Origin of the sequence: Sorangium sp. So ce119 (assembly GCF_051524405.1) — a bacterium.
In the GTDB taxonomy this organism is placed as follows: Bacteria; Myxococcota_A; Polyangia; order Polyangiales; family Polyangiaceae; genus Sorangium; species Sorangium cellulosum_G.
Window position 1 is genome coordinate 882,254 of the sequence record NZ_CP150311.1, and the last position, 19,025, is coordinate 901,278.

Sequence of the window (19,025 nt, forward strand, 5' to 3'; positions counted from 1 at the left end):
CTGCGCTCGCGGGGGTCCCCCGCCTCCTTCAGTCGGCGGAATACATCTGATCGATGAGGCCGCGGAAGCGCTGCTCGATGACGTTGCGCTTCATCTTGAGCGTCGGCGTCATCTCGCCGTCCTGGACCGAGAACTCGCGGCCGATGACGGTGAACTTCTTGATCTGCTCGAAGCTGGCGAGATCCGCGTTCAGGGCGTCGATGTGCGCCTTCACCTGATTGACCACCTCGGCGCTCGTGATCGCGTCGCCGTTCAGGACCCCGCGGTCCTTCAGCTCGGCGAGCTTCACCTCGGTGAGGGTGATCAGCGCCGAGAGGTACTTGCGGCCGTCCCCTACCATGCACACCTGGCTGATGATCTCGGCCGCCTTGAGCTTCTCCTCGATCGGGAGCGGCGCGATCATCTTGCCGCCCGAGGTCTTGAGGATCTCCTTCTTGCGGCCCCGGATCTTGAGCTGCCCGCGCTCGTTCCACTCGCCGAGATCGCCGGTGTGCAGCCAGCCGTCCTCGAGCGTGGCCTGGGTCGCCGCCTCGTCCTTGTAATAGCCCACGAACACGTGCCGGCCGCGCGTCAGGATCTCGCCGTCCTCGGCCAGCTTGAAGTCGAGGCCCGGTACGGGCTTGCCCACGGTGCCCGCGCTCTCGACGCCCGGCTCGGTCATGCAGATGACGCCCGTCGACTCGGTCTGACCGAAGTCCTCGAGGATCTCGAGGCCGAGCGCGCGGAACCACGTCGAGATGTGCGGCGCGAGCGCCGCAGCGCCCGAGGCGAGCATCTCGGCCTTGCCCAGGCCGAGCGCCGCGCGCACCTTGCTCAGCACGAGCTTGTCGGCGAGCTTGAGCTGTACGCGATCGAGCGGGCTCGGCGCGCGCCCGGCGTACTTCGCCTCGGCGACGCGGGCGCCGACCGAGAGCGCCCACTCGGCCAGCTTCTTCTTCGCGCCCTTGCCGCTGCGCACCTTCGCCATCACGCCTTCCATCATCTTCTCCCAGAGGCGCGGCACGCAGAGCAGCAGCGTGGGCTGCACGTCCGGGAGCTCGGTCGAGACGTTCTCGAATTTCGAGCAGAAGTTGACCGTGGAGCGCTGCGTGATGCCGACACCCACGCACTGGAGCTTCTCGGCGATGTGGCAGAGCGGGAGGAACGAGAACATGGAGCCGCGGGCGAACGGAAGGCCCCAGTACTTCGCGACGACGTCGGACGTGAACGCCAGGTTGTCGTGCGAGAGCATCGCCCCCTTGGGGTTGCCCGTCGTGCCCGAGGTGTAGATCAGGAACGCGCCGGCCTTCGGGTCGATCTTCGCCAGGTAGTCGGCGTACGTCTTCGCGCCCGGCTGCTGGGCGAGCGCGCGCCCCTCGGCGAGCGCCTGTTCGTACGAGATCGCCTTTGGAGAGATCGAGGTGTCGCCGTCGAAGACGAGGATCCAACGCACGCTGTCGGGCATGGCATGATCGCCATTTGCCCCGGAGATCTTCTGAAAGTACTCCTTGTTTTGCACCGAGAGCAGCGTCGCCTCGGTGTGGCTCAGGATGTACTGGATGTCCTTCGCGGTGGAGTTCGGGTAGAGGCCCGCTGATTTGCCCCCGATGAGCAGCGCCGCCAGATCGGCATGCACCCACTGCGGGCAGTTGTACGAGAGAATGGCCCCGATCTGGCTCGCGTCGAAGCCTTTTGACTCGAGGAACAGCGCCAGGTGGTAAACCCGGTCGCGGTACTCGCGCGCCGTCAGCGTCTTCCATTCACCCTGGGATTTGTAGCGCTGGGCCGGCGCGTCGGGGGACTCGTTGGCCCACTGGTCCAGACGGTGGAGAACGGTGCTCATGGCATCTTCCTGCGGCCTCGGGCCTTGGAGGTGATCGGGGGGTCAGGATGCGGGAGCCGCGGGGGCATTGTCAATCAGCCTCGACGAAAGCGACCCAGCCCGACGGAGCGACCCGACCCAAAGCGACCCGACCCGGGTTGAGCGACCAGCGACCCGACCCGCGAAAGCGACCCGACCAGAGCGACCCGACCCGGGTACCGACCCGATCCAAAGTGAGCGACCCGACCCGGGTTGAGAGCGACCCGACCCGGGGTAGCGGGGTAGCGACCCGACCCGAGCGACCCGACCCGGGTTGAGCGACTCGACCCGGGATGAGCGACCCGACCCGGGTTGACCCAAAGGAGCGACCCGACCCGGGTTGACCCAAAGGCGGCGAGCGGCGAGCTACCCGACCCGGGATGACGCAAAGGGGGCGCGATCCGACCCGGGTTGACCAAGGACGAGCCAGCCCCAGCGACCCGACCCAGGTGACCCAAGGGGATACCCAACCCGGGTTGTCGCGGCGCCCTGGGAGGATCCCCGACAACACATCGAAGCCGTCATCCACCCCTACCCGTCTCGCTGCCGCGCTCCCGCGCGCGGTTCTACACCACGATCACCGCTTCGTTCACGAGGACGCCGTGAAACGCGCGCATCCACCACGTCCCCGCCGGAAATAGCGCGCTGCGCACGCCAGCACACCATTGTCCGAGCGCCGCGCGGTACGACGCGCGAAACGAACGCACCGCGGCCGCAGCGGTTCGCCATGCGTCCCCCTGCTCACGGCCGACTGCGAACGTCGGATTGCGGTCGCGCAGCGCCTCGAAGCTCGTGGCACGCTCGTAAGGCGAAACATTGCTGGCTCGCTCGGCTCCCAGAAAACCGAGCCCTTGCCGCTGCACGTCCGCATGCGCCAGCGCTTCCTGTCGCTCGATCTCGTCAGCGACCTCACGACGAAAGGCCTCCGCGCTATCATGTTCAATGCCGGGCGGCAGTGTGAGCGGAAGCGTCGTTTCCTCGATCCATTGCGGGTTCTTCGGGTCGAAATACACCACAGGACGCGGCGCGTGCAGCATGCCAAGGCCGAGCTCACCCGCGTGTACCTTGACCCCCGGCCATTCCTTCGCATGGCGGACGAGGCCAGCGGCCGCAGGGTTCGCGAGGACGTAGGCGATCTTCTCCACCATCGCGGCGTGCGTCAGAAGCCGGACCAGGCTCGTCGCTTCATGGTCCCATACCGGTCCTTCCCATTGGCGCAGCACCTTCGTACCGAGCGCAACGAGACGATGAAAAAACTGCAAGAAGCGCGGCAGGACACCTTGCACATCGGTCACCACGAGGTGCAGGTGGGTCGACATCGCACAAACCGCATGAACCTCCACCCCGTAGCGGCGGGCCGAGACCGCGAGGGCGTAAACCAGGAGCTGGTTGATGGCCGCATCAGGTCGGAAGAGGAGGTGTCGGCGCACGACGCGGCGGGTGATGAGGTAGGTCGCGCCTGGAGCGATCTGGCGAGGCTGGCTCATGGCCGGAGCACGTCAACAAACCATGTGCCGAGAGGCGAGGTGAATCATTTCAAGTACTTGCCCTGGCCGATGGGTGGCGGATGTCGATTTCCGCCGGTTTCCGCCACCTTGGTGGTGGAGCGTGCTGGGATACTTCAGGCCGACCTGTATCCGGTCGTCGCCGCCCCGCCAGCCGCCCCACCCTGGGTCGCTCCAACCAGCCGCCCCCAACCAGCCGCCCCAACCTGCAACCAGCCGCCCCAACCTGGGTCGCCGCCGGCCGCCAACCTGGGTCGGGTTGCCAGCCGGCCGCCAACCTGGGTCGGGTTGCCCCTCAACCTGGGTCGGGTTGCCCAACCTGGGTCGGGTTGCCCACCTGGGTCGGGTTGCCCAACCTGGGTCGGGTTGCCCAACCTGGGTCGGGTTGCCGGTTGCCCCCAACCTGCGTCGGGTTGCCTGGGTCGGGTTGCCTTCCCGGTCGGGTTGCCTCAGCTCACCCCGGGATCTCCGGCCGCACGCGCACGCTCTTCCACCGCGCGAGCTGCACCGTCCCCGCGGGCGCCCCGCGCGGCTTGCTCACATCCGCCACCCGGCACACGTGGACCTCCACCTTCGCGGCGCCCCTTGCCTTCGAGTACCACGCCGCGGCCGCCGCGGCGCGCTCCACCACCTCGCGCGGCACCTCCCCCCGATCCGGATTGCGCACGATGACATGGCTCCCCGGCGTGCCGCCGGCCACGTGCAGCCACAGGTCGTGCGGCTCGGCGATATCGAACGTCAGCGCGTCGTTGTCCTCATCCCCCCGCCCGATGAGCACCTCGAACCCGTCCACCGCGAGCGTGCGGTACGGCCGCCCCTTGCTCCCCATCCGCCCCTCCGCCGTCAGCCGGTCGCGGCCCCGGCGCCGGCGGCCGCCGCCTCGCCCTGCACCTCCGCCGCGAGCCACGCGAGCAGATCCCGCGTGACCTCCTCGCGGTTGATCTCGTTCAGCATCTCGTGGCGCCCGCCGGGATAGAACCGGTGCGTCACGTTGCGGAGGCCGGCGGCGCGGTACGCCTCGAGCATCTGCGCGACCCCCTTGAGCGGCCCGCCGACCGGGTCGCGCGACCCGGAGAACACGTACACCGGCAGCTCCTTCGGGATCCGCGCCTGCCGCTCGGGCCGCGCGATCTCCACCATCGCGTCGAGCACGTCGACCCAGAGCGACGCCGTCGCCGCGAAGCCGCAGCGCGGATCCGCGATGTACCTGTCGACCTCATCGCGATCGCGAGAGAGCCAGTCGCAGCCCGTGCGCGTCGGCGCGAACGCCTTGTTGAAGCTGTCGAAGCTCATCGCCTGGAGGATCGCGCTCTTGCCGCGCTCGCCGAGCCGCCGCCGCTCCGCCCGCGCCATGAGCCGGCCCGCGTTCACGAGCGCGTTCGGCTTGCCCGAGGACCCCGACAGCACCGCGCCCTGGATCGAGCCGCCGCGCTCGATCAGGTACTCCTGCACCAGGTACGATCCCATGCTGTGGCCGAAGAGCACGACCGGCAGCCCCGGGTGCTCGCCCTTCTCGCGGGCGATGAGCTGCGCGATGTCGCCGACGACCCGCTGAAAGCCGCCCTGGCTCGCGAAGAAGCCGAGCTCGTCGTCGCCGCGCGCCGTCCTGCCGTGGCCGCGGTGGTCGTTCGCGTAGACGGCCCACCCGGCGGCGCAGAGCGCCTGCGCGAGGCGCGCGTAGCGGCCCGCGTGCTCGGACATGCCGTGCGCGATGTGGAAGATGCCGCGCGCCCCGTCGTCCGGGAGCCAGCGGTACACGAAGAGCTCTCGACCGTCGTCCGCCTGAAACGTGAAGGTGTCTGCGGGCATCGGGAGCGGACCCTACCATCGCTCCGCGCAAGTCTGACCGCGATTCTCGATGCTTCCGCGCCGAAAAGGAGTTTTCGGTACGGTCCTCCATGGCATGAGGTTCGCACGATCCCCGGACCATGCCCGAGCGCCGATCGTTGCCCGTGCTCTCGTTGCGCGACACCGTCCTCTTCCCTGGGATAGCGACGCCCATCACGGTTGGACGGCTGAAGACGCTCCGCGCGGTGGAGGCCGCCCTCCGGATGGAGGGAGAAGACAAGCGCATCTTTGCGGTCGCCCAGCGCGACGCCGCCGAGGAGCCCACCACGGCCGGCCTCTTCTCGATCGGCGTGATCGCCCGCATCACCCAGGTGCAGCGGTTCGGGTCGGGCCTCCAGCTCGTGCTCTGCTGCGAACGGCGAGCGGCCGCGCCCCGCTACACGGAGGTCGACGGCGTGATCCGCGCCCCTGTCATCGAGCTCGCGGATCTCCCGCTCCGTCCAGAGGAGGACAGCGCCCTGGAGGCGCTCTCGCGCGAGGTGCGCGAGCGCGCCGTCGAGTACGGCCGTCACCGCGGCGCGCCGGAGGACGTCCTCAAGCAGTTCGTCGGCAGCATGTTCGGCCCGGCCGAGCTCGTGAACCACATCGCCTTCTATCTGGACCTCCCGACCCCCGAGAAGCAGGCGCTGCTCGAGACCCTCTCGACGGAAGAGCGCATGCGCAGCCTCGCGCTGCACCTCTATCGGCAGATCGGCATCGTCGAGACCCAGGAGAAGATCCGCACCACCGTCGAGGAGGAGCTCGGCGAGCGGCAGCGGGAGCTCTACCTGCGCGAGCAGCTCCGCGCGATCCAGAGGGAGCTCGGCGAGGAAGACGACGAGAACGTCGCGGCACGTCTGGAGCACAAGCTGCAGCGGGCCAGCCCTCCGCCGGAGATCTTCCAGGAGGCCCGGCGCGACCTCGCGCGGCTGCGGCGCATGGGACGGGAGACATCGCCCGAGGCGCAGGTCCTGACCACGTGGCTCGAGCTCGTCGCCGATCTGCCCTGGAACCAGCGCACCGAGGACCACGTGGACCTCGATCGGGCGCGGGCGATCCTCGACGAGGATCACCACGGCCTCGACGACGTGAAGGACCGGGTGCTCGAGTTCCTGGCCGTCCGCAAGCTGCGCGTCGAGCAGGCCCGGGGCGACGGAGAGCGGAGCCGCGCGATCTCCCGCGGCCCGATCCTGCTCTTCCTCGGCCCGCCCGGGACCGGCAAGACGTCCATCGCGGAGTCGATCGCGCGGGCGCTCGGTCGCAAGTACGTCCGCGTCTCGCTGGGCGGCGCGCGCGACGAGGCCGACATCCGCGGTCATCGCCGCACCTACGTCGGCGCGATGCCGGGCCGCATCCTCCAGGGCATCAAGCGGGTCGGGTCGAAGAACCCGGTGATCGTCCTCGACGAGGTCGACAAGCTCGGCGCCTCCTTCCAGGGCGATCCTGGCGCGGCGCTGCTCGAGGTGCTCGATCCTGCGCAGAACGACGGCTTCGTCGATCACTACCTCGGCCTGCCGTTCGACCTGTCCGAGGTGCTGTTCATCTGCACGGCGAACTTCCGGGAGACGATCCCCGCGCCGCTGTTCGACCGGATGGAGACCGCGCTGTTCGCCGGATACACGGAGCAGGAGAAGCACGAGATCGCGCGGAGGTACCTGCTGCCACGCCAGCGGCGGGAGTGCGGGCTGCGCGAGGAGCAGCTCCGCGTGACCGGCGCGGCGCTCGGCGAGATCATCAGCGGATATACGCGCGAGGCGGGCGTGCGGCAGCTCGAACGGACCCTCGGCGCCCTGGCGAGAAAGGCCGCGCGCAGGATCGCGGGCGGGGAGAGCGAGCGGGCGGTGGTGGGCACCGGAGATGACGTGAAGGAATTGCTCGGTCGCGCCAGGATGCGCCCGGAGCGAAGGCTGCAGCACGATCAGCCGGGCGTGGCGACTGGCATGTATTACACGCAGACCGGTGGCGACATCATGCACGTCGAGGCGAGCGTGATGCCCGGCAAGGGCGATTTCGTCCTGACGGGGCAGCTCGGCGACGTCATGAAGGAGAGCGGCCGGGCGGCGCTGAGCTACGCGCGCGCGCACGCGGCGGAGCTCGGGGTGCCGCTCGATCGGCTGCAGCGGCGCGACGTCCACCTCCATGTTCCGGCGGGCGCGGTGCCCAAGGACGGGCCGAGCGCGGGCTTGACGATGGCGGTGGCGCTGGTGAGCGCCCTGTCGGGCAGGCCCGTGCGGAGCGACATCGCGATGACCGGCGAGATCACGCTGCGCGGCACGGTGCTGCCGATCGGGGGCATCAAGGAGAAGGTGCTCGGGGCCCACCGGGCGGGGATCTTCGAGATCCTGATCCCTGCGGACAACGAGGCGGATCTCGACGATCTCCCCGCCGAGGTGCGGAGCTCGCTGGAGTTCTACCTGGTGAGCACGCTCGACGAGGCGATCGCGCTCTGCCTGCGGCTCCGCCCGATGCGCCTGGAGCCTCCGGAGGTGCTCCCGCACGCGCGGGCGTCCTGACGCGGCGCTGGGCACGGCGAGGGCCGGTGGCGGGCGGCGGCCGGGGCGGGCGGCGCCCGGGCGGGCGGCGGCCGGGGTTGCTCAGGTGGGTGGCCGAGAGGCCGGGGCGTCGCCTCCGCCGAGCGTCTCGGCCAGCGCGCCGCCCCCGCCGAGCGTGTCGGCCAGCGCGGCGGCGGTGGCGGCGGCGAAGGCGTCCAGCGTGGCGGGCTCGGTCCAGCGCGCGGCCTCGCGGGCGTCGAGCGCGTGGTGCGTCTCGATCAGGACGGAGGGCATGGTGGGGCGTCGCAGCACGAAGATGCGCTGCCCCGGGGGGTGCCGGTCGACGAAGACGCCTGCCTGGGCGCTGTCGGGCTCGTACAGGCCGCTGTAGGCGGCGCCGCGGTACGGCATGAGGCCCGCTTCCGCCATGCGCCGGGCGAAGGCGCGGGCGAGGGCGAGCCGGCGGGCGCAGAGGGCCGGCTCGCCCTCGTCGGACCAGAGCACGGCGAACCCCGGCGCGGCGAGGTTGAGCGGGCACGTCCGCCCGGGCGCGGGCGACCACGTCTCGATCCTGCCGCGCACGTCCGAGTGCACGCTGACGAAGGCCTCGGCGCGCCACCGCGCGGCGTCCTCGGCGCGCTCCTGGTAGGGCAGCGGCCGGTCGGCCGTCCTGCCCACGCGCGCCTCGAAGCGCCCGGTGGTGTTGAGCCGCTCGGCGAGCGCGCGCGCCGCGGAGAGCGTGAACTCCTGCTCTTCGACGCAGAAGCAGGAGAGGTTCCCCGCGTTGCCCGGGGCGCCGTGGCCCGGGTCGAGGTAGATGCGACGGACCCCGAAGTCCGGTGGGAAGACGGCGGCGGGGGCGACCACGCGGGCTCCCGGAAGGGGCCAGCCGCTCGGCGCGATCGGGAGCTTGAGCGCGCGTCGCGCCGCGCGATCGCGCGGGGGGCCGGGGGAGCGCGCCCACGCGAGGGCGGCGACGCCGGCGGCGCCGGCGAGACCGAGGACGAGCTTCCTTCGCGAGATCACCGCGGCTCCGCTAGCTATCAAAGGCGGAGCGCGGCGTCAGGTTCTCGGCAAACCAGCGCGGAGGAGGTGGCCGGCGTCCGGCGTGCCGATCGACACCCCGAGATCGCCCGGGGCGTCTGCGCGATCGTGCCCCGGCGCGGCCCTCGGCGGCTCGGCCGGAGCCGCCGCTACGGGGCCGGCGTGTAGCAGACCTCGAGCTTCGGCCGGAGGGCGACGTTCACTTGCTCGCTCGACCGGATGTCGGTCCGGCCGTTCGGATCCTGGAGCGCGAGGCCGTGGTTCGGCTGGGCTCCATCCACCCAGGTCTGGACGAGGGCCGCCACGTCGGCGGCCGCGACGGCGTCCGCGGCGACCGTGGGGATCGTCGCCTCGACGGCCGCGTCGTACCCGGGGAAGTTGCCGGCGTGGAGGGTCGACTCCTGCCAGGGGCCGTTCACGCGGTGCACCTCGATGACGCCGGCGCTCGCCTTCCACGGGTGGGAGAGCGAGAGGGTCGCGGATTCGACGTCGGATCCCGCCGGGATGAACGACAGATCGAAGGCCAGCACGCCCGTTTGCACGCCCTCCGGCAGCGTGTTCAAGACGATGTACGGGTAGTCGCCGTACGGCCACGAGACCCCGGGCTGGACATGCGCATCCCGCACGGCCCCGTACGTGCCGCGCTGCACGACGGCGCACTGGGGCTCGGACGGGGCGTCGCAGGCGTCGCCGATGTCGTCGTCGTCGGCGTCGGCCTGGGAGGGGTTGGGCACCGCCGGGCAGTTGTCGCACGAGTCGAAGACGCCGTCGTGATCCGTATCGGCGGCGACCACGGTGACGTGATCGAGGAGCGTCCCCAGGCCGTCCGAGATGCCCAGATCGTTGAACTGGAGCCGCGTCGTCGTGCCGGAGGCCACGACGGTATAGGTGTAATAGACCCACGCGGTGCTGGCGGTCGTGAGCGTGGCGACCGGCTGGCCGCCCCAGGTGACGCCGAGGATGTTATGGCTCGCGTTCGTGCCCGGGCGCGCGGCGAAGGCGAACCGGAGCTCGTAGGTCGCGCCCGGGATGGTCGTGAGGTTCTGGTAGATGCCGCTCGAGCTCTGGGCGTCCAGCTCGGCGTGCTGGCTTCCCTGCGCGGGGTTCATGCCGTTCGTGTGGTCATGGACCTGGATCTGACCAAAGGCAGCCTGCCAGCCGGAAATCGAGCTGTACACCGACGAATTGCCGGACGAGACGTTCGGCGATTCGAAGCTGCCGTTCGTGACGATGTTCCCGGAGGGCAGCACCGAGCAGGCGACGAGCGCCGCCGCGCCCTCGCCGATGGCGGCGTCGTTATCCTCCTGCGGCTCGGCTGCCGCCATGCAGCCGGAGATCATCCAGGCGAGCGCGAACGCAGAGAAGATCGACGGATAGGCGGTTTTCATGAGAGAGCTCCTCGTTGGGGCGCCCGCAAAACGGCGCCGCGACGTGCGGCGAACTGCCGCACGTCATAGATTAGAAAATGTATTTACCAAGCGTGGGCGATGCTGATAAACTGTTGCGTTTGCGCGCGAAGCGCGGACCGCATAAGTCGTTATTCGTCAACCAGCGCGCGCGGCATGAAGGTACGGCGGCACGGCCGTCACGAGGCGTTCGCCTCCCGGATCGTGGCCGACCTCGAGCTTCGTCGCCCCGGGAGGACCTCGCCCACCCCGAGGCGGATGAGGGCCGCCGGCGGGGCGATCGACGCGCGGAGTCGGACGAGCGCGATCACGAGATGTTCTTGAAGCTGTTAGCCGTAGCGCTGTCTCGTTATATCATGAAATGGGCGCACGGGTCATCAGCGTTCATGCGCAACGAGACCCGCTCACCCCTCGCCCGGGCTCCGCGTCCGGAGCGGCCAGAGCAGCCCGAGGAAGGCGACCGAGAGCGCGGTCCCCAGGGCGAACAGCCCTGCATAACCGAGCCGCTGGGCGAGGGCGCCCGACAGCCACACCGCGGGCGATTTCCCGAGGACCTCGACGCTGGCCAGGAGCGTGTAGTGCGTCGCGCCGACCGATCGCCGCACGCGCGACATCATGAAGGCGAACACCGCGGTCGTGAGGGCCCCGCCGAAGAGGTGCTCGGCCACGGTCACGGCGATGACGGCCTCGGCGGCCGGTGGGCCCGACGCGGCGAGGGCCCACTCGCCGGCCATCGCGGCGGATCGGAGCGCCGAGGTCACCCCGACGGCGACGAGCAGCGGCAGGCGCTGCGCGAGGAGGCCCCCCGCGAGCGAGCCGGCGATCGAGGCGACCAGACCGTAGGTGCCCACCCAGAGGCCGATCCGGTGCGGCGGGAAGCCCGCGTCGACGAGGAACGGCTTGAACATCATGTCGACCATCGCCTCGCCGAGCTTGTAGGTCCCGAGGAACGCGACGACCCGGAGCGCGCCCGGCGCCCGCAGGGCGACGGCGACGGTCGCGAGCACCTCGCGCACCGAGCGGCGATCGCGCGCCTCGATCTCGCTCGCCGGCGGCTCGCGCAGCGCGAGCGAGGCGAGGGCCGAGAGGAAGACGAGCGCCGCCATCGCGCCGAACTGGCCGCGCCAGCCGATCCAGGCGCTCGCCCACACGAGCAGCCCGCCGGCGACGAGCATCCCGACCTTGTAGCCGACCACCTGCGCGGCGTTCGCGAGGCCGAGCTCGCCGCGCCCGAGCAGGTCGATCGCGAGCCCATCGACCGCGATGTCCTGGGTGGCTGCGAGCAGGTTCATCAGGAAGACGAGCGCGAGCAGGGCGCCGAGGTGGCGCGACGGCGGCACGAACGCGGCGGCCGCGCACGTGAGCGCGAGCAGCGCCCCGAGCGGCAGGATCCACGAGCGGCGCCGGCCGATCCGCTCCCATCCGAAGCGGTCGACGAGCGGCGCCCAGAGCGCCTTGGCCACCCAGGGAAGCGCGAGCGCCCCCGAGAAGCCCACGGCGGAGAGCGAGACGCCGCTCGCCCGCAGGAAGATGGGGAGCGCCGTCGCCTGGAATCCGAAGGGGATCCCCTGCGCGAAGTACAGCGCGGCGAGGGCGGCGATGTTGCCGGCGCGCGTTCGGTCTGCCACGAGCCGGAATCGTAACCGAGCGGTCGAACCCCGGTCGCTCGAAACACGGACACTGGCGCGTCGATGGAGATGACGAGGACGAGGACCAAGCCGCGCGGGCTCACCCCGCCGCTCGACCGCGGGAGCGCGCGCCGATGATCGCCGACACCTTCTCTCCGCGGTCGCTCGCGCCGTCCGGCGCCGTCCGGGTGCGGTGGCTGGGCGCCGCGGGGTTCGCCGTGGAGCACGCCGGCGCGGTCGTGCTCATCGATCCTTATCTCACGCGCGCCTCGCTCCGCCGTTGCGTGCTCGGCCGGCTCGTCCCCGACGTCGCCGCGGTCGCGCGCCACGCGCCGCGCGCGGACGCGATCATCGCCGGCCACACCCATTTCGATCACGCGCTCGACATCCCGGCGATCGCGCTCCGCACGGGGGCCACCGTCTTCGGCTCCCGCTCCGCGGTGTCGCTGTGCCGCGCCTCCGGCGTCCCTCCATCGCGCGCGCGCGACGTCGAGCGCGCGCCGGGCGGCGAGCCGGTCGTCGCCGAGGTCGGCCCGTTCCGGCTGCGATTCCTGCCGAGCGCCCACTCCCGCCTGATGTTCGGCCGCGTCGCCTTCCCTGGCGACATCTCCGATTGCGACCAGATCCCGCTCCGGGCCGAGCGCTACCGGTGTGGCGCTGTCTTCGCGGTGGAGATCCGGGTCGCGGGCCGGCTCATCGTCCACCTGGGCAGCGCGGAGCTCGTCGAGGCGAGCCTCGACTGCCGGGAGCCCGACCTGCTCCTGCTCTGCGTGGCCGGCTGGACCGCCTCACGCGCCTTCCCCGAGCGCGTCGCGCGCGCCCTGTCGCCGCGCGCGGTGCTCTTCTCCCACTGGGACAACTTCTTTCTTCCGCTGGATCGCCCCGCCGTCGCGCTCCCCGCGATGCAGGGGGAGCGCCTCGCAGAGCGCCTGGGCCGCGCGTCGCGCGACGTGAAGATGGGCGTGCTGCCGCTGCTGGGTGAGGTGTGGATATAGCTGGAAGGGAACGAGAGGGTGCCAAGCTCATGCTGGGATGATGGGCGAGCCCGGATCTGCGGCGACCGCATGCGCAAGGTGTGAACGCTGCCGCGGCTGGCAGATCCCTGGATAAAGAGTAGATCAACCTCATGACCGATGATGAACGGCCTGATGTCGACGATATAGTAGATGAGCTCGACTGGGCGTATCATGCCGAGCTCTTCGCGGTCGGCTATATCCACGTCCTCACGCGCGCAATCGAACGCGGCGATCTCGATCCAGGGATTTGTCCGACTGCCTGGGAGAACACCATGAACGCCGTCGAGCTTGCGATGATGGACCATGTGGACGGACGTATGCAGGGACCCACGACCATCACGGTGGAAGATGTCGATCGGATGCGTCGGCTCCACGCGCTAGGCGCCGCAGCGCTATCCGGCGGTGAGCGGCCACCCGAGCTGCGCCAGCTCGCCTTCGCCTGCGCTGAATCGCTGTTCGGTGCCAACTGGCGTCGTCTCGCGCGAGAGGCGGAGCTCACCCTCCACGCTTTCCTTCAGGGCCTTCCCCCCTCGTAACGACACAGCTTGAGTCCACCCGTGACGAATTTGCACACATCGCCATTGGAGTAGTAATACCAGCAACTGCTGACTATTGCGACCTTTCTGCACTGGATCAGATCTCCCGCTCCGATATCGCCTTTGTACGGATGCCGCAGCCTCGCTGCGCACGAGATGCCGCCCTCCGCGCACCGCATCATGCATGCCATACCGTCTTCGGATTTGGGACAGCGGATGATGTTCAGCACCCCATTCGCATCTGTTGCCTCATCCGGACGACTTTCTGTCAGGGCCGTTTCGATCTCCGCCGATTCGCTCGGCTGCGAGCTCTCGCCCGACTCCGGAGTCACCTCGGATGATGACGCCAACAGGCATGAGGCGATGCAGCATAGAAGTGATGGGACACATATTCCTGTGGCGACGAAACGGTTGACGCCCATGACGAGCGACGCAATGCGAGCGGCGGGCCATCCGAAGTGGGTGTGCCCCTACCAAGGTGCGACTCCGCTTCCCTGAGCGCGCGGTGCGCACGGTTGCGGCGGGATGGATCCGCACGCAGGCGCGCCGAACACGGGTCCGGGTGGCAGCGGTGGGCGTTGCCCGTGTCCTCCGTGTACTTCATCTCCTCGTGCTCCTTGCCAGTGCAGCGCTCGATCGACGGCCGATGCTCAGCGAACCGCTCACCCCGGGCACGCCGCGTCGCACGCCTTGCCGCCGCAGTCCACGCCCAGCTCGTCGCCGTTCTCCACGCCGTCCTTGCAGGAGGGCGGCTCGCAGGCGCCGGCCCAGCAGACGCCGCTGGCGCAGTCCTCGCCAGATTCGCAGCCTCTGCCGTTGGGGCAGCGGCGGGGGCATCTCCCGCTGCAGTCCACGCCGGTCTCGTCGCCGTTCTTCACCCCGTCGTCGCACGTCGGCGCCTTGCAGTGCGCCATCGCGCAGACCTTGGACTCACAGTCTGTCCCCGAGCCGCAGTTCTCCCCGACGTTGCAGGGCTTGCACGGTCCACCGCAATCTTCGGCGGTCTCTCCGCGGCCGGCATCGAACACCATGTTGACGCAGTGGGCCGGCACGCAGAACACCCCGTCACAGGCCAGCCCCGCAGCGCAGTGCAGCGTTGGATCCTCGGCGAGGCACTCCACGCACCGCCCCTCATGGCACCTCCCGGCGCCCGAGATCGGGCAGATCACGCCGTCGAACAGCGCGTTCAGCGGCCGGTCGTAATCGCAGAGATCGTTCGTGCACTGGTTGCCGTCGTTGTACACGTCGTACGCAGGCACGCTGACCACGATCCCTTCCTCCGTGCACTCGTCCTGCTTGCAGTCGCCGCGGAGCTGCGAGGCCAGGCGACCCGCCTTGATCTCGAGCTCGCACTTCCCCTCCACGCACCGCCCCGCGCCGCACCGCGGATCCGGCGGCCCCGGGCACTTCGCGTCGCTCTCGCACCGCTCCGACGGATCGACAACGCCCGAGCACTCCGCCGTCCCCTCCGCGCACTCTTCGCAGGGCCGGCACATCTGAAAGCAGTCCGGCGCCTCCTCGCCGCGCGCGCAACAGACCACCTTGCCCGGCTCGGCGCACTCGCAGCGCTCGTTGATGCAGACCGTGCCCGGCGCCGTCTGACCGTCCGATTGACAGTCGTTCGTTGTCGCGCAGTCGCCCCCCACATACGGCTCGCCGCCGCAGGCGAAAGGAAGCGGCAAGACCGTGAGAAAAAAAAGTCCCACGGCACAAAGCTTGACAGAGCTCATCGTGCGTCCAGTCCTCCGGCACAAGGCTGGGTTGACCGGCACCCCGGCGGCCCCAATCCGCCGAAGTGCCGTTGGCCTGATCCTCGAACGGGCCCACTATGCCGCGCTCGGCCCGCGGCGGTCACGCAAGTTTTCGCCAGTGCGTGCGCCGCAGGCGCCGATTTCCGGTCAGCGCCAATCGTGCAGGATCGATGTCGATTTCGTGGTCAGAAGACGCCGGATACCGTAAAGCCTTCCAAAGACACCCTGACCTCGGCCTGGCCACGCGGGTAGAACGTGTACCCGAGCGTGGCGGCCAGGACGGCGCCGCCGGTGATCACGCCGGCGACGCCGATCGCCCGGAAGGTGCGCATGTCGTCGCGGGCCGAGGCGGCGTGCTGGCACACTGGCCCGCTCAGGCGAAAGCAGCCGTTCGGGCCCGCGGCCCGGGCGGAGGCGAGGATGGCCTCCTCGCGCTTCTCCGCGCCGACGAGCATCACGCCGCCGAGCGCCGCGAACGAGGCGGCCAGCCCGATGCCGCCGACGACGATGGCTGTGCTCGGCCCCGGGCGGGCCGGTGGCGGCGCCGCGGGGCCCGCGGGCGCCGCGCGCGGCGCCTCCGGCTCGGGGCGCTGCGGTGCGGGCGGGGAGAAGGTCAATCTCACCTCCCGTGTCTCGCCGCGCGGGACGTCGACCTCGGCCGTGGCCGTCCTGCCGTCCAGCGCCGCGCGCACGACGCGGCGCCCGGGCTCGACGGGAATGGGCTTGTCGCCCTCGATCTCGGCCGGCGCGCCGTCGATCGTGACCGTCGCGCCCGCAGGCGCGACGATGCGGAGCTCGCCGGCGAGCTGGCGCGCGCGGGCGAGGTCGACCAGCCGCGACTCGTGGAGCGCCCGTTCGTCGGGGGTCCTCGGCGCGCGCATGATCTCCTTGCAGAGCGACAGCCAGCGCACGGCGGCAGGCATGTCACCGATCCGGAACGACAGCGCGCCGATGTTGCAGGCCGCCACCTGGGAGCGCTCGAGCTTCCACACCGCCATCCACAGATCGCGCGCGTCGGCGAGGCGCCCCTCGTCCACGGCGGTGTGCGCCTGCGTGACGAGCCGGTCCCGGGCGCCGGACGGAGGCGCGGCCATGACGCCTGCCGATGTCGAGAGGAGCGCGACGGCCAGCGCCGACGCGACGGCATGACGGATGTTCCTGTGCATGGGAATACCCCTTTCGCCCCGGGCGAGAGCTCGCGCGAGCGCCCTCGATCCGACCTCCGGGGTACGCTCACGTACCAGAAGGAAGGCGGGCGTGGAAGCAGCGGAGACGCACAGACGGGTCTGCCGTCCACTCGCCCTGATCCCACATCAACCCGTGCGGCGATTCACCTGTTCGAGGGAGTTCGATTCCGCAAGATACACCATCACGCCATGAGAAATTCGCACAGAAATCGGCAATGCGACTTCCGGCCCCGACAACGCGCCTCGCCGACCGCGAACTTCCTGACTCCCCGCCCGTCTCCCCTCACGTCCCCGCCCTCAGGAACGCCGCCTTGATCCGCTTCTTCCCCCACCCCGAGAACTTCACGGTGACGATCGGATCCGCCCCCGGATCCACGCTCTCCACCACGCCCGGCCCGAACCGCTCGTGGAACACCCGCATCCCGCGCCGCAGCGCGAGCCCCTCGCCGCCCTCGCCGCCCGCATCGACCGCCTCCCGCTCCACGTACCGCTCGCCCGGCGCCCGCTCGGCGCGATCCACGTCGCGCGCGGGCGCCCTCGCCGGCTCGCCCTCCCGCGGGAACCGCGACCACGCGAGCCGCTCCTCGGCCTGCGCCGCGGGCCTCCGCTCGCGGCCCTCCCACGAGCCCCGGCCCTCCCACGAGCGCTCCCCCGATCCGCCGAACCTCCCCGCCGAGGCCCCGTACCCGCCGCCGCCGCCCACCACGTCCATCCGGCGCTGCGCCATCATGCTGGTCGGCGTCGCCATCGGGCGCACCGACGCGGGCGGGAGATCCGCGAGGAAGCGGCTCGGCAGGCAGTAACGCGTCTGGCCGAAGATCGCCCGCCGCGCCGCGTGCGTGATCCAGAGCCGCTGCCGCGCCCGCGTGATCGCGACATAAGCCAGCCGGCGCTCCTCCTCGATATCGCCCTTCCGGTTCGGGTCCTGGCTCCGGAACGGGAACAGGTCCTCCTCCATGCCCGTCAGGAACACCGCGTGGAACTCCAGCCCCTTCGCGGCGTGGATCGTCATCATCGCGACCTTCGGCATGTCGACGAGCGCGTCCGCGTCCGACACAAGGCTCACGCGCTCGAGGTAGCCCGACAGCGTCGCGTCCTCCCCCGCGGCGATCGCCTCCTGCTCGTAGTCCACGATCGACTGCACGAGCTCGCGCAGGTTCTGGAGCCGCGCCTCCGACTCGACGCTGTCGTCCTGCTCGAGCATCCTCGCGTAGCCCGACCGCGCGAGCACCTCCTCCGCGAGCTCGCTCGGCGACAGGCGCGGCATCTCCGCCATGAGCCCCTGCATCAGGTCGCGGAAGCCGAGCAGGCTGCGCTTCGCCGCCGAGGCGAGCGGCTCGAGCCGGCCCGTCGGCAGCGCCGACCGCGGCACCGCCGACGGCGGCACCGCGCCGCCCACGAGCGGCTCGATCGCCTCGTAGAGCGACACGCCGAGCGCGTCGGCCGCCTGGATCAGCTTGTCGACCGTGCTCTGGCCGATCTTGCGCGCAGGCACGTTGATGATGCGATTGAGATCCACGTCGCTGCGGGGATTGACCACCACCCGCAGGTACGAGAGCAGGTTCTTCACCTCCGCCCGCTCGAAGAAGCGCGTGCCGCCGATGATCTGGTACGGGATGCGCGCCTCGCGCAGCACCTCCTCGAGCACGCGCGACTGCGCGTGGATCCGGTAGAACACCGCGATCTCGTTCGGCGACACGCCCTGCGCGATCAGCTCGCGGACGCACTCGACCACCCACGCCGCCTCGTCGTGCTCGCTGTCGGCGGCCACCACGTCGATCTGCGCGCCGTCCTGGTTCGACGTCCACAGCTCCTTCGGCTCGCGATCCGACGCGTGGCGGATCACGCCGAGCGCGCCGCGCACGACGTGCCCGACCGAGCGGTAGTTCTGCTCCAGCTTCACCACGGTCGCGTGCGGGAAGTCGCGCCGGAAGCCGCGCACGATCCGCACGTCCGCCCCGCGCCAGCGGTAGATGCTCTGGTCGTCGTCGCCGACAACGCAGAGGTTGTCGTGGCTCTTGCAGAACGAGCGGACGAGCCGGTACTGCACCTGGTTCACGTCCTGGAACTCGTCGACGAGCACGTGGCGGAAGCGCCCCCGGAGATCCTCGCCGGCGAGGCTCGCCGGGTCCTCCGCGAGCCGCAGCACCGAGAGCAGGAGGTCGTCGAAGTCCACCGCGTTCGCCGCCTTGAGGTGCCGCTCGTACGCCGCGAAGCACCGCGCGATCGCGTCGTCGAAGTAGCCGTTCCGCTCGAACTCGCCGGGCCCCCGCCCCTCCTGCTTCTCGGCGTGGATGCGCGACAGCACCTGGCGCGGCGGATAGCGCCGATCGTCGAGGTTGAGCTCCTTCAGCACCCGGTTCATGACCGCGCGCTGGTCGTCGTCGTCGTAGATGACGAAGTTCTTCTCGAGCCCGGCCGCTTCGTGGTGCCGCCGCAGGAGGCGCGCGCACACCGCGTGGAAGGTGCCCACCCACAGGTCCTTCACGATGTCGGCCCCGATGAGCCCCTCCAGACGGCGCTTCATCTCGGACGCCGCCTTGTTCGTGAACGTCACCGCGAGGATCCGGTAGGGCGGAACACGGTGCGTCACGATGAGGTTCGCGATCCGGTACACGATGACGCGCGTCTTGCCGCTGCCCGCGCCGGCGAAGATGAGGAGCGGCCCCTCGGCGTGGCGGGCCGCGCGCGCCTGCGGCTCGTTCAGCTCCTCGTAAGGAAGGCCTGGCTCGGGCGGCGGAGGGGGGTAGGCGTCGGGTGCGGCGAAACGGTCCACACGGCGTCGCTAGCACG

At 70.4% G+C, this 19,025-nt stretch carries 13 protein-coding genes; 3 read left to right on the forward strand and 10 right to left on the reverse strand.

Annotated elements, in window-relative coordinates; translation table 11 throughout:
* Positions 1–28: 28 nt before the first annotated feature.
* The 4 genes from WME76_RS47695 to WME76_RS47710 form a co-directional block, all read right to left on the reverse strand.
* Positions 29–1,822 (reverse strand): AMP-dependent synthetase/ligase, encoded by a 1,794-nt coding sequence (locus tag WME76_RS47695; RefSeq protein ID WP_437962871.1) that lies wholly within the window; start codon positions 1,820–1,822, stop codon positions 29–31.
* 584 nt (positions 1,823–2,406) lie between these two features.
* A complete protein-coding gene (locus tag WME76_RS47700) occupies positions 2,407–3,327 on the reverse strand; it encodes a transposase (RefSeq protein WP_437962872.1) in 921 nt (306 codons plus the stop codon).
* 472 nt (positions 3,328–3,799) lie between these two features.
* Positions 3,800–4,174, reverse strand: coding sequence for an NFACT RNA binding domain-containing protein (locus WME76_RS47705; RefSeq protein WP_437962873.1), 375 nt, complete (start codon positions 4,172–4,174; stop codon positions 3,800–3,802).
* Positions 4,175–4,188: 14 nt separating this feature from the next.
* Entirely contained in the window at positions 4,189–5,154 is a 966-nt protein-coding gene (locus WME76_RS47710) for a lysophospholipase (RefSeq protein ID WP_437962874.1), read from the reverse strand.
* A gap of 119 nt (positions 5,155–5,273) precedes the next feature.
* Here WME76_RS47710 and lon point away from each other — a divergent pair, with 119 nt between their 5' ends.
* Positions 5,274–7,685, forward strand: a complete 2,412-nt coding sequence (gene lon, locus WME76_RS47715) for an endopeptidase La (RefSeq protein WP_437962875.1) — start codon at positions 5,274–5,276, stop codon at positions 7,683–7,685.
* An 81-nt stretch (positions 7,686–7,766) separates the two neighbouring features.
* On the opposite strand, the gene WME76_RS47720 is transcribed toward lon, so the two are convergent.
* The 3 genes from WME76_RS47720 to WME76_RS47730 all read right to left on the reverse strand — a co-directional run bounded on the left by WME76_RS47720 (position 7,767) and on the right by WME76_RS47730 (position 11,742).
* Complete coding sequence (locus WME76_RS47720) at positions 7,767–8,690, reverse strand: N-acetylmuramoyl-L-alanine amidase (RefSeq protein ID WP_437962876.1); 924 nt, start codon at positions 8,688–8,690, stop codon at positions 7,767–7,769.
* 167 nt (positions 8,691–8,857) lie between these two features.
* Positions 8,858–10,096 carry a DNRLRE domain-containing protein gene (locus tag WME76_RS47725; protein WP_437962877.1) on the reverse strand — a complete coding sequence of 413 codons (1,239 nt, stop codon included), beginning with the start codon at positions 10,094–10,096 and terminating at the stop codon, positions 8,858–8,860.
* Positions 10,097–10,518: 422 nt separating this feature from the next.
* Positions 10,519–11,742, reverse strand: coding sequence for an MFS transporter (locus WME76_RS47730; RefSeq protein WP_437962878.1), 1,224 nt, complete (start codon positions 11,740–11,742; stop codon positions 10,519–10,521).
* Between the two features lie 134 nt (positions 11,743–11,876).
* Here WME76_RS47730 and WME76_RS47735 point away from each other — a divergent pair, with 134 nt between their 5' ends.
* The gene (locus WME76_RS47735) at positions 11,877–12,737 is read left to right on the forward strand and encodes an MBL fold metallo-hydrolase (RefSeq protein WP_437962879.1); all 861 of its coding nucleotides are present in this window, start codon (positions 11,877–11,879) and stop codon (positions 12,735–12,737) included.
* A gap of 131 nt (positions 12,738–12,868) precedes the next feature.
* A complete protein-coding gene (locus WME76_RS47740; RefSeq protein WP_437962880.1) occupies positions 12,869–13,294 on the forward strand; it encodes a hypothetical protein in 426 nt (141 codons plus the stop codon).
* A gap of 662 nt (positions 13,295–13,956) precedes the next feature.
* On the opposite strand, the gene WME76_RS47745 is transcribed toward WME76_RS47740, so the two are convergent.
* The 3 genes from WME76_RS47745 to WME76_RS47755 form a co-directional block, all read right to left on the reverse strand.
* Entirely contained in the window at positions 13,957–15,000 is a 1,044-nt protein-coding gene (locus WME76_RS47745; RefSeq protein WP_437962881.1) for a hypothetical protein, read from the reverse strand.
* Positions 15,001–15,230: 230 nt separating this feature from the next.
* Positions 15,231–16,211: a hypothetical protein gene (locus WME76_RS47750; protein WP_437962882.1), complete on the reverse strand. Its 981-nt coding sequence runs from the start codon at positions 16,209–16,211 to the stop codon at positions 15,231–15,233.
* A 304-nt stretch (positions 16,212–16,515) separates the two neighbouring features.
* Complete coding sequence (locus tag WME76_RS47755; RefSeq protein ID WP_437962883.1) at positions 16,516–19,008, reverse strand: ATP-dependent helicase; 2,493 nt, start codon at positions 19,006–19,008, stop codon at positions 16,516–16,518.
* Positions 19,009–19,025 lie beyond the last annotated feature (17 nt).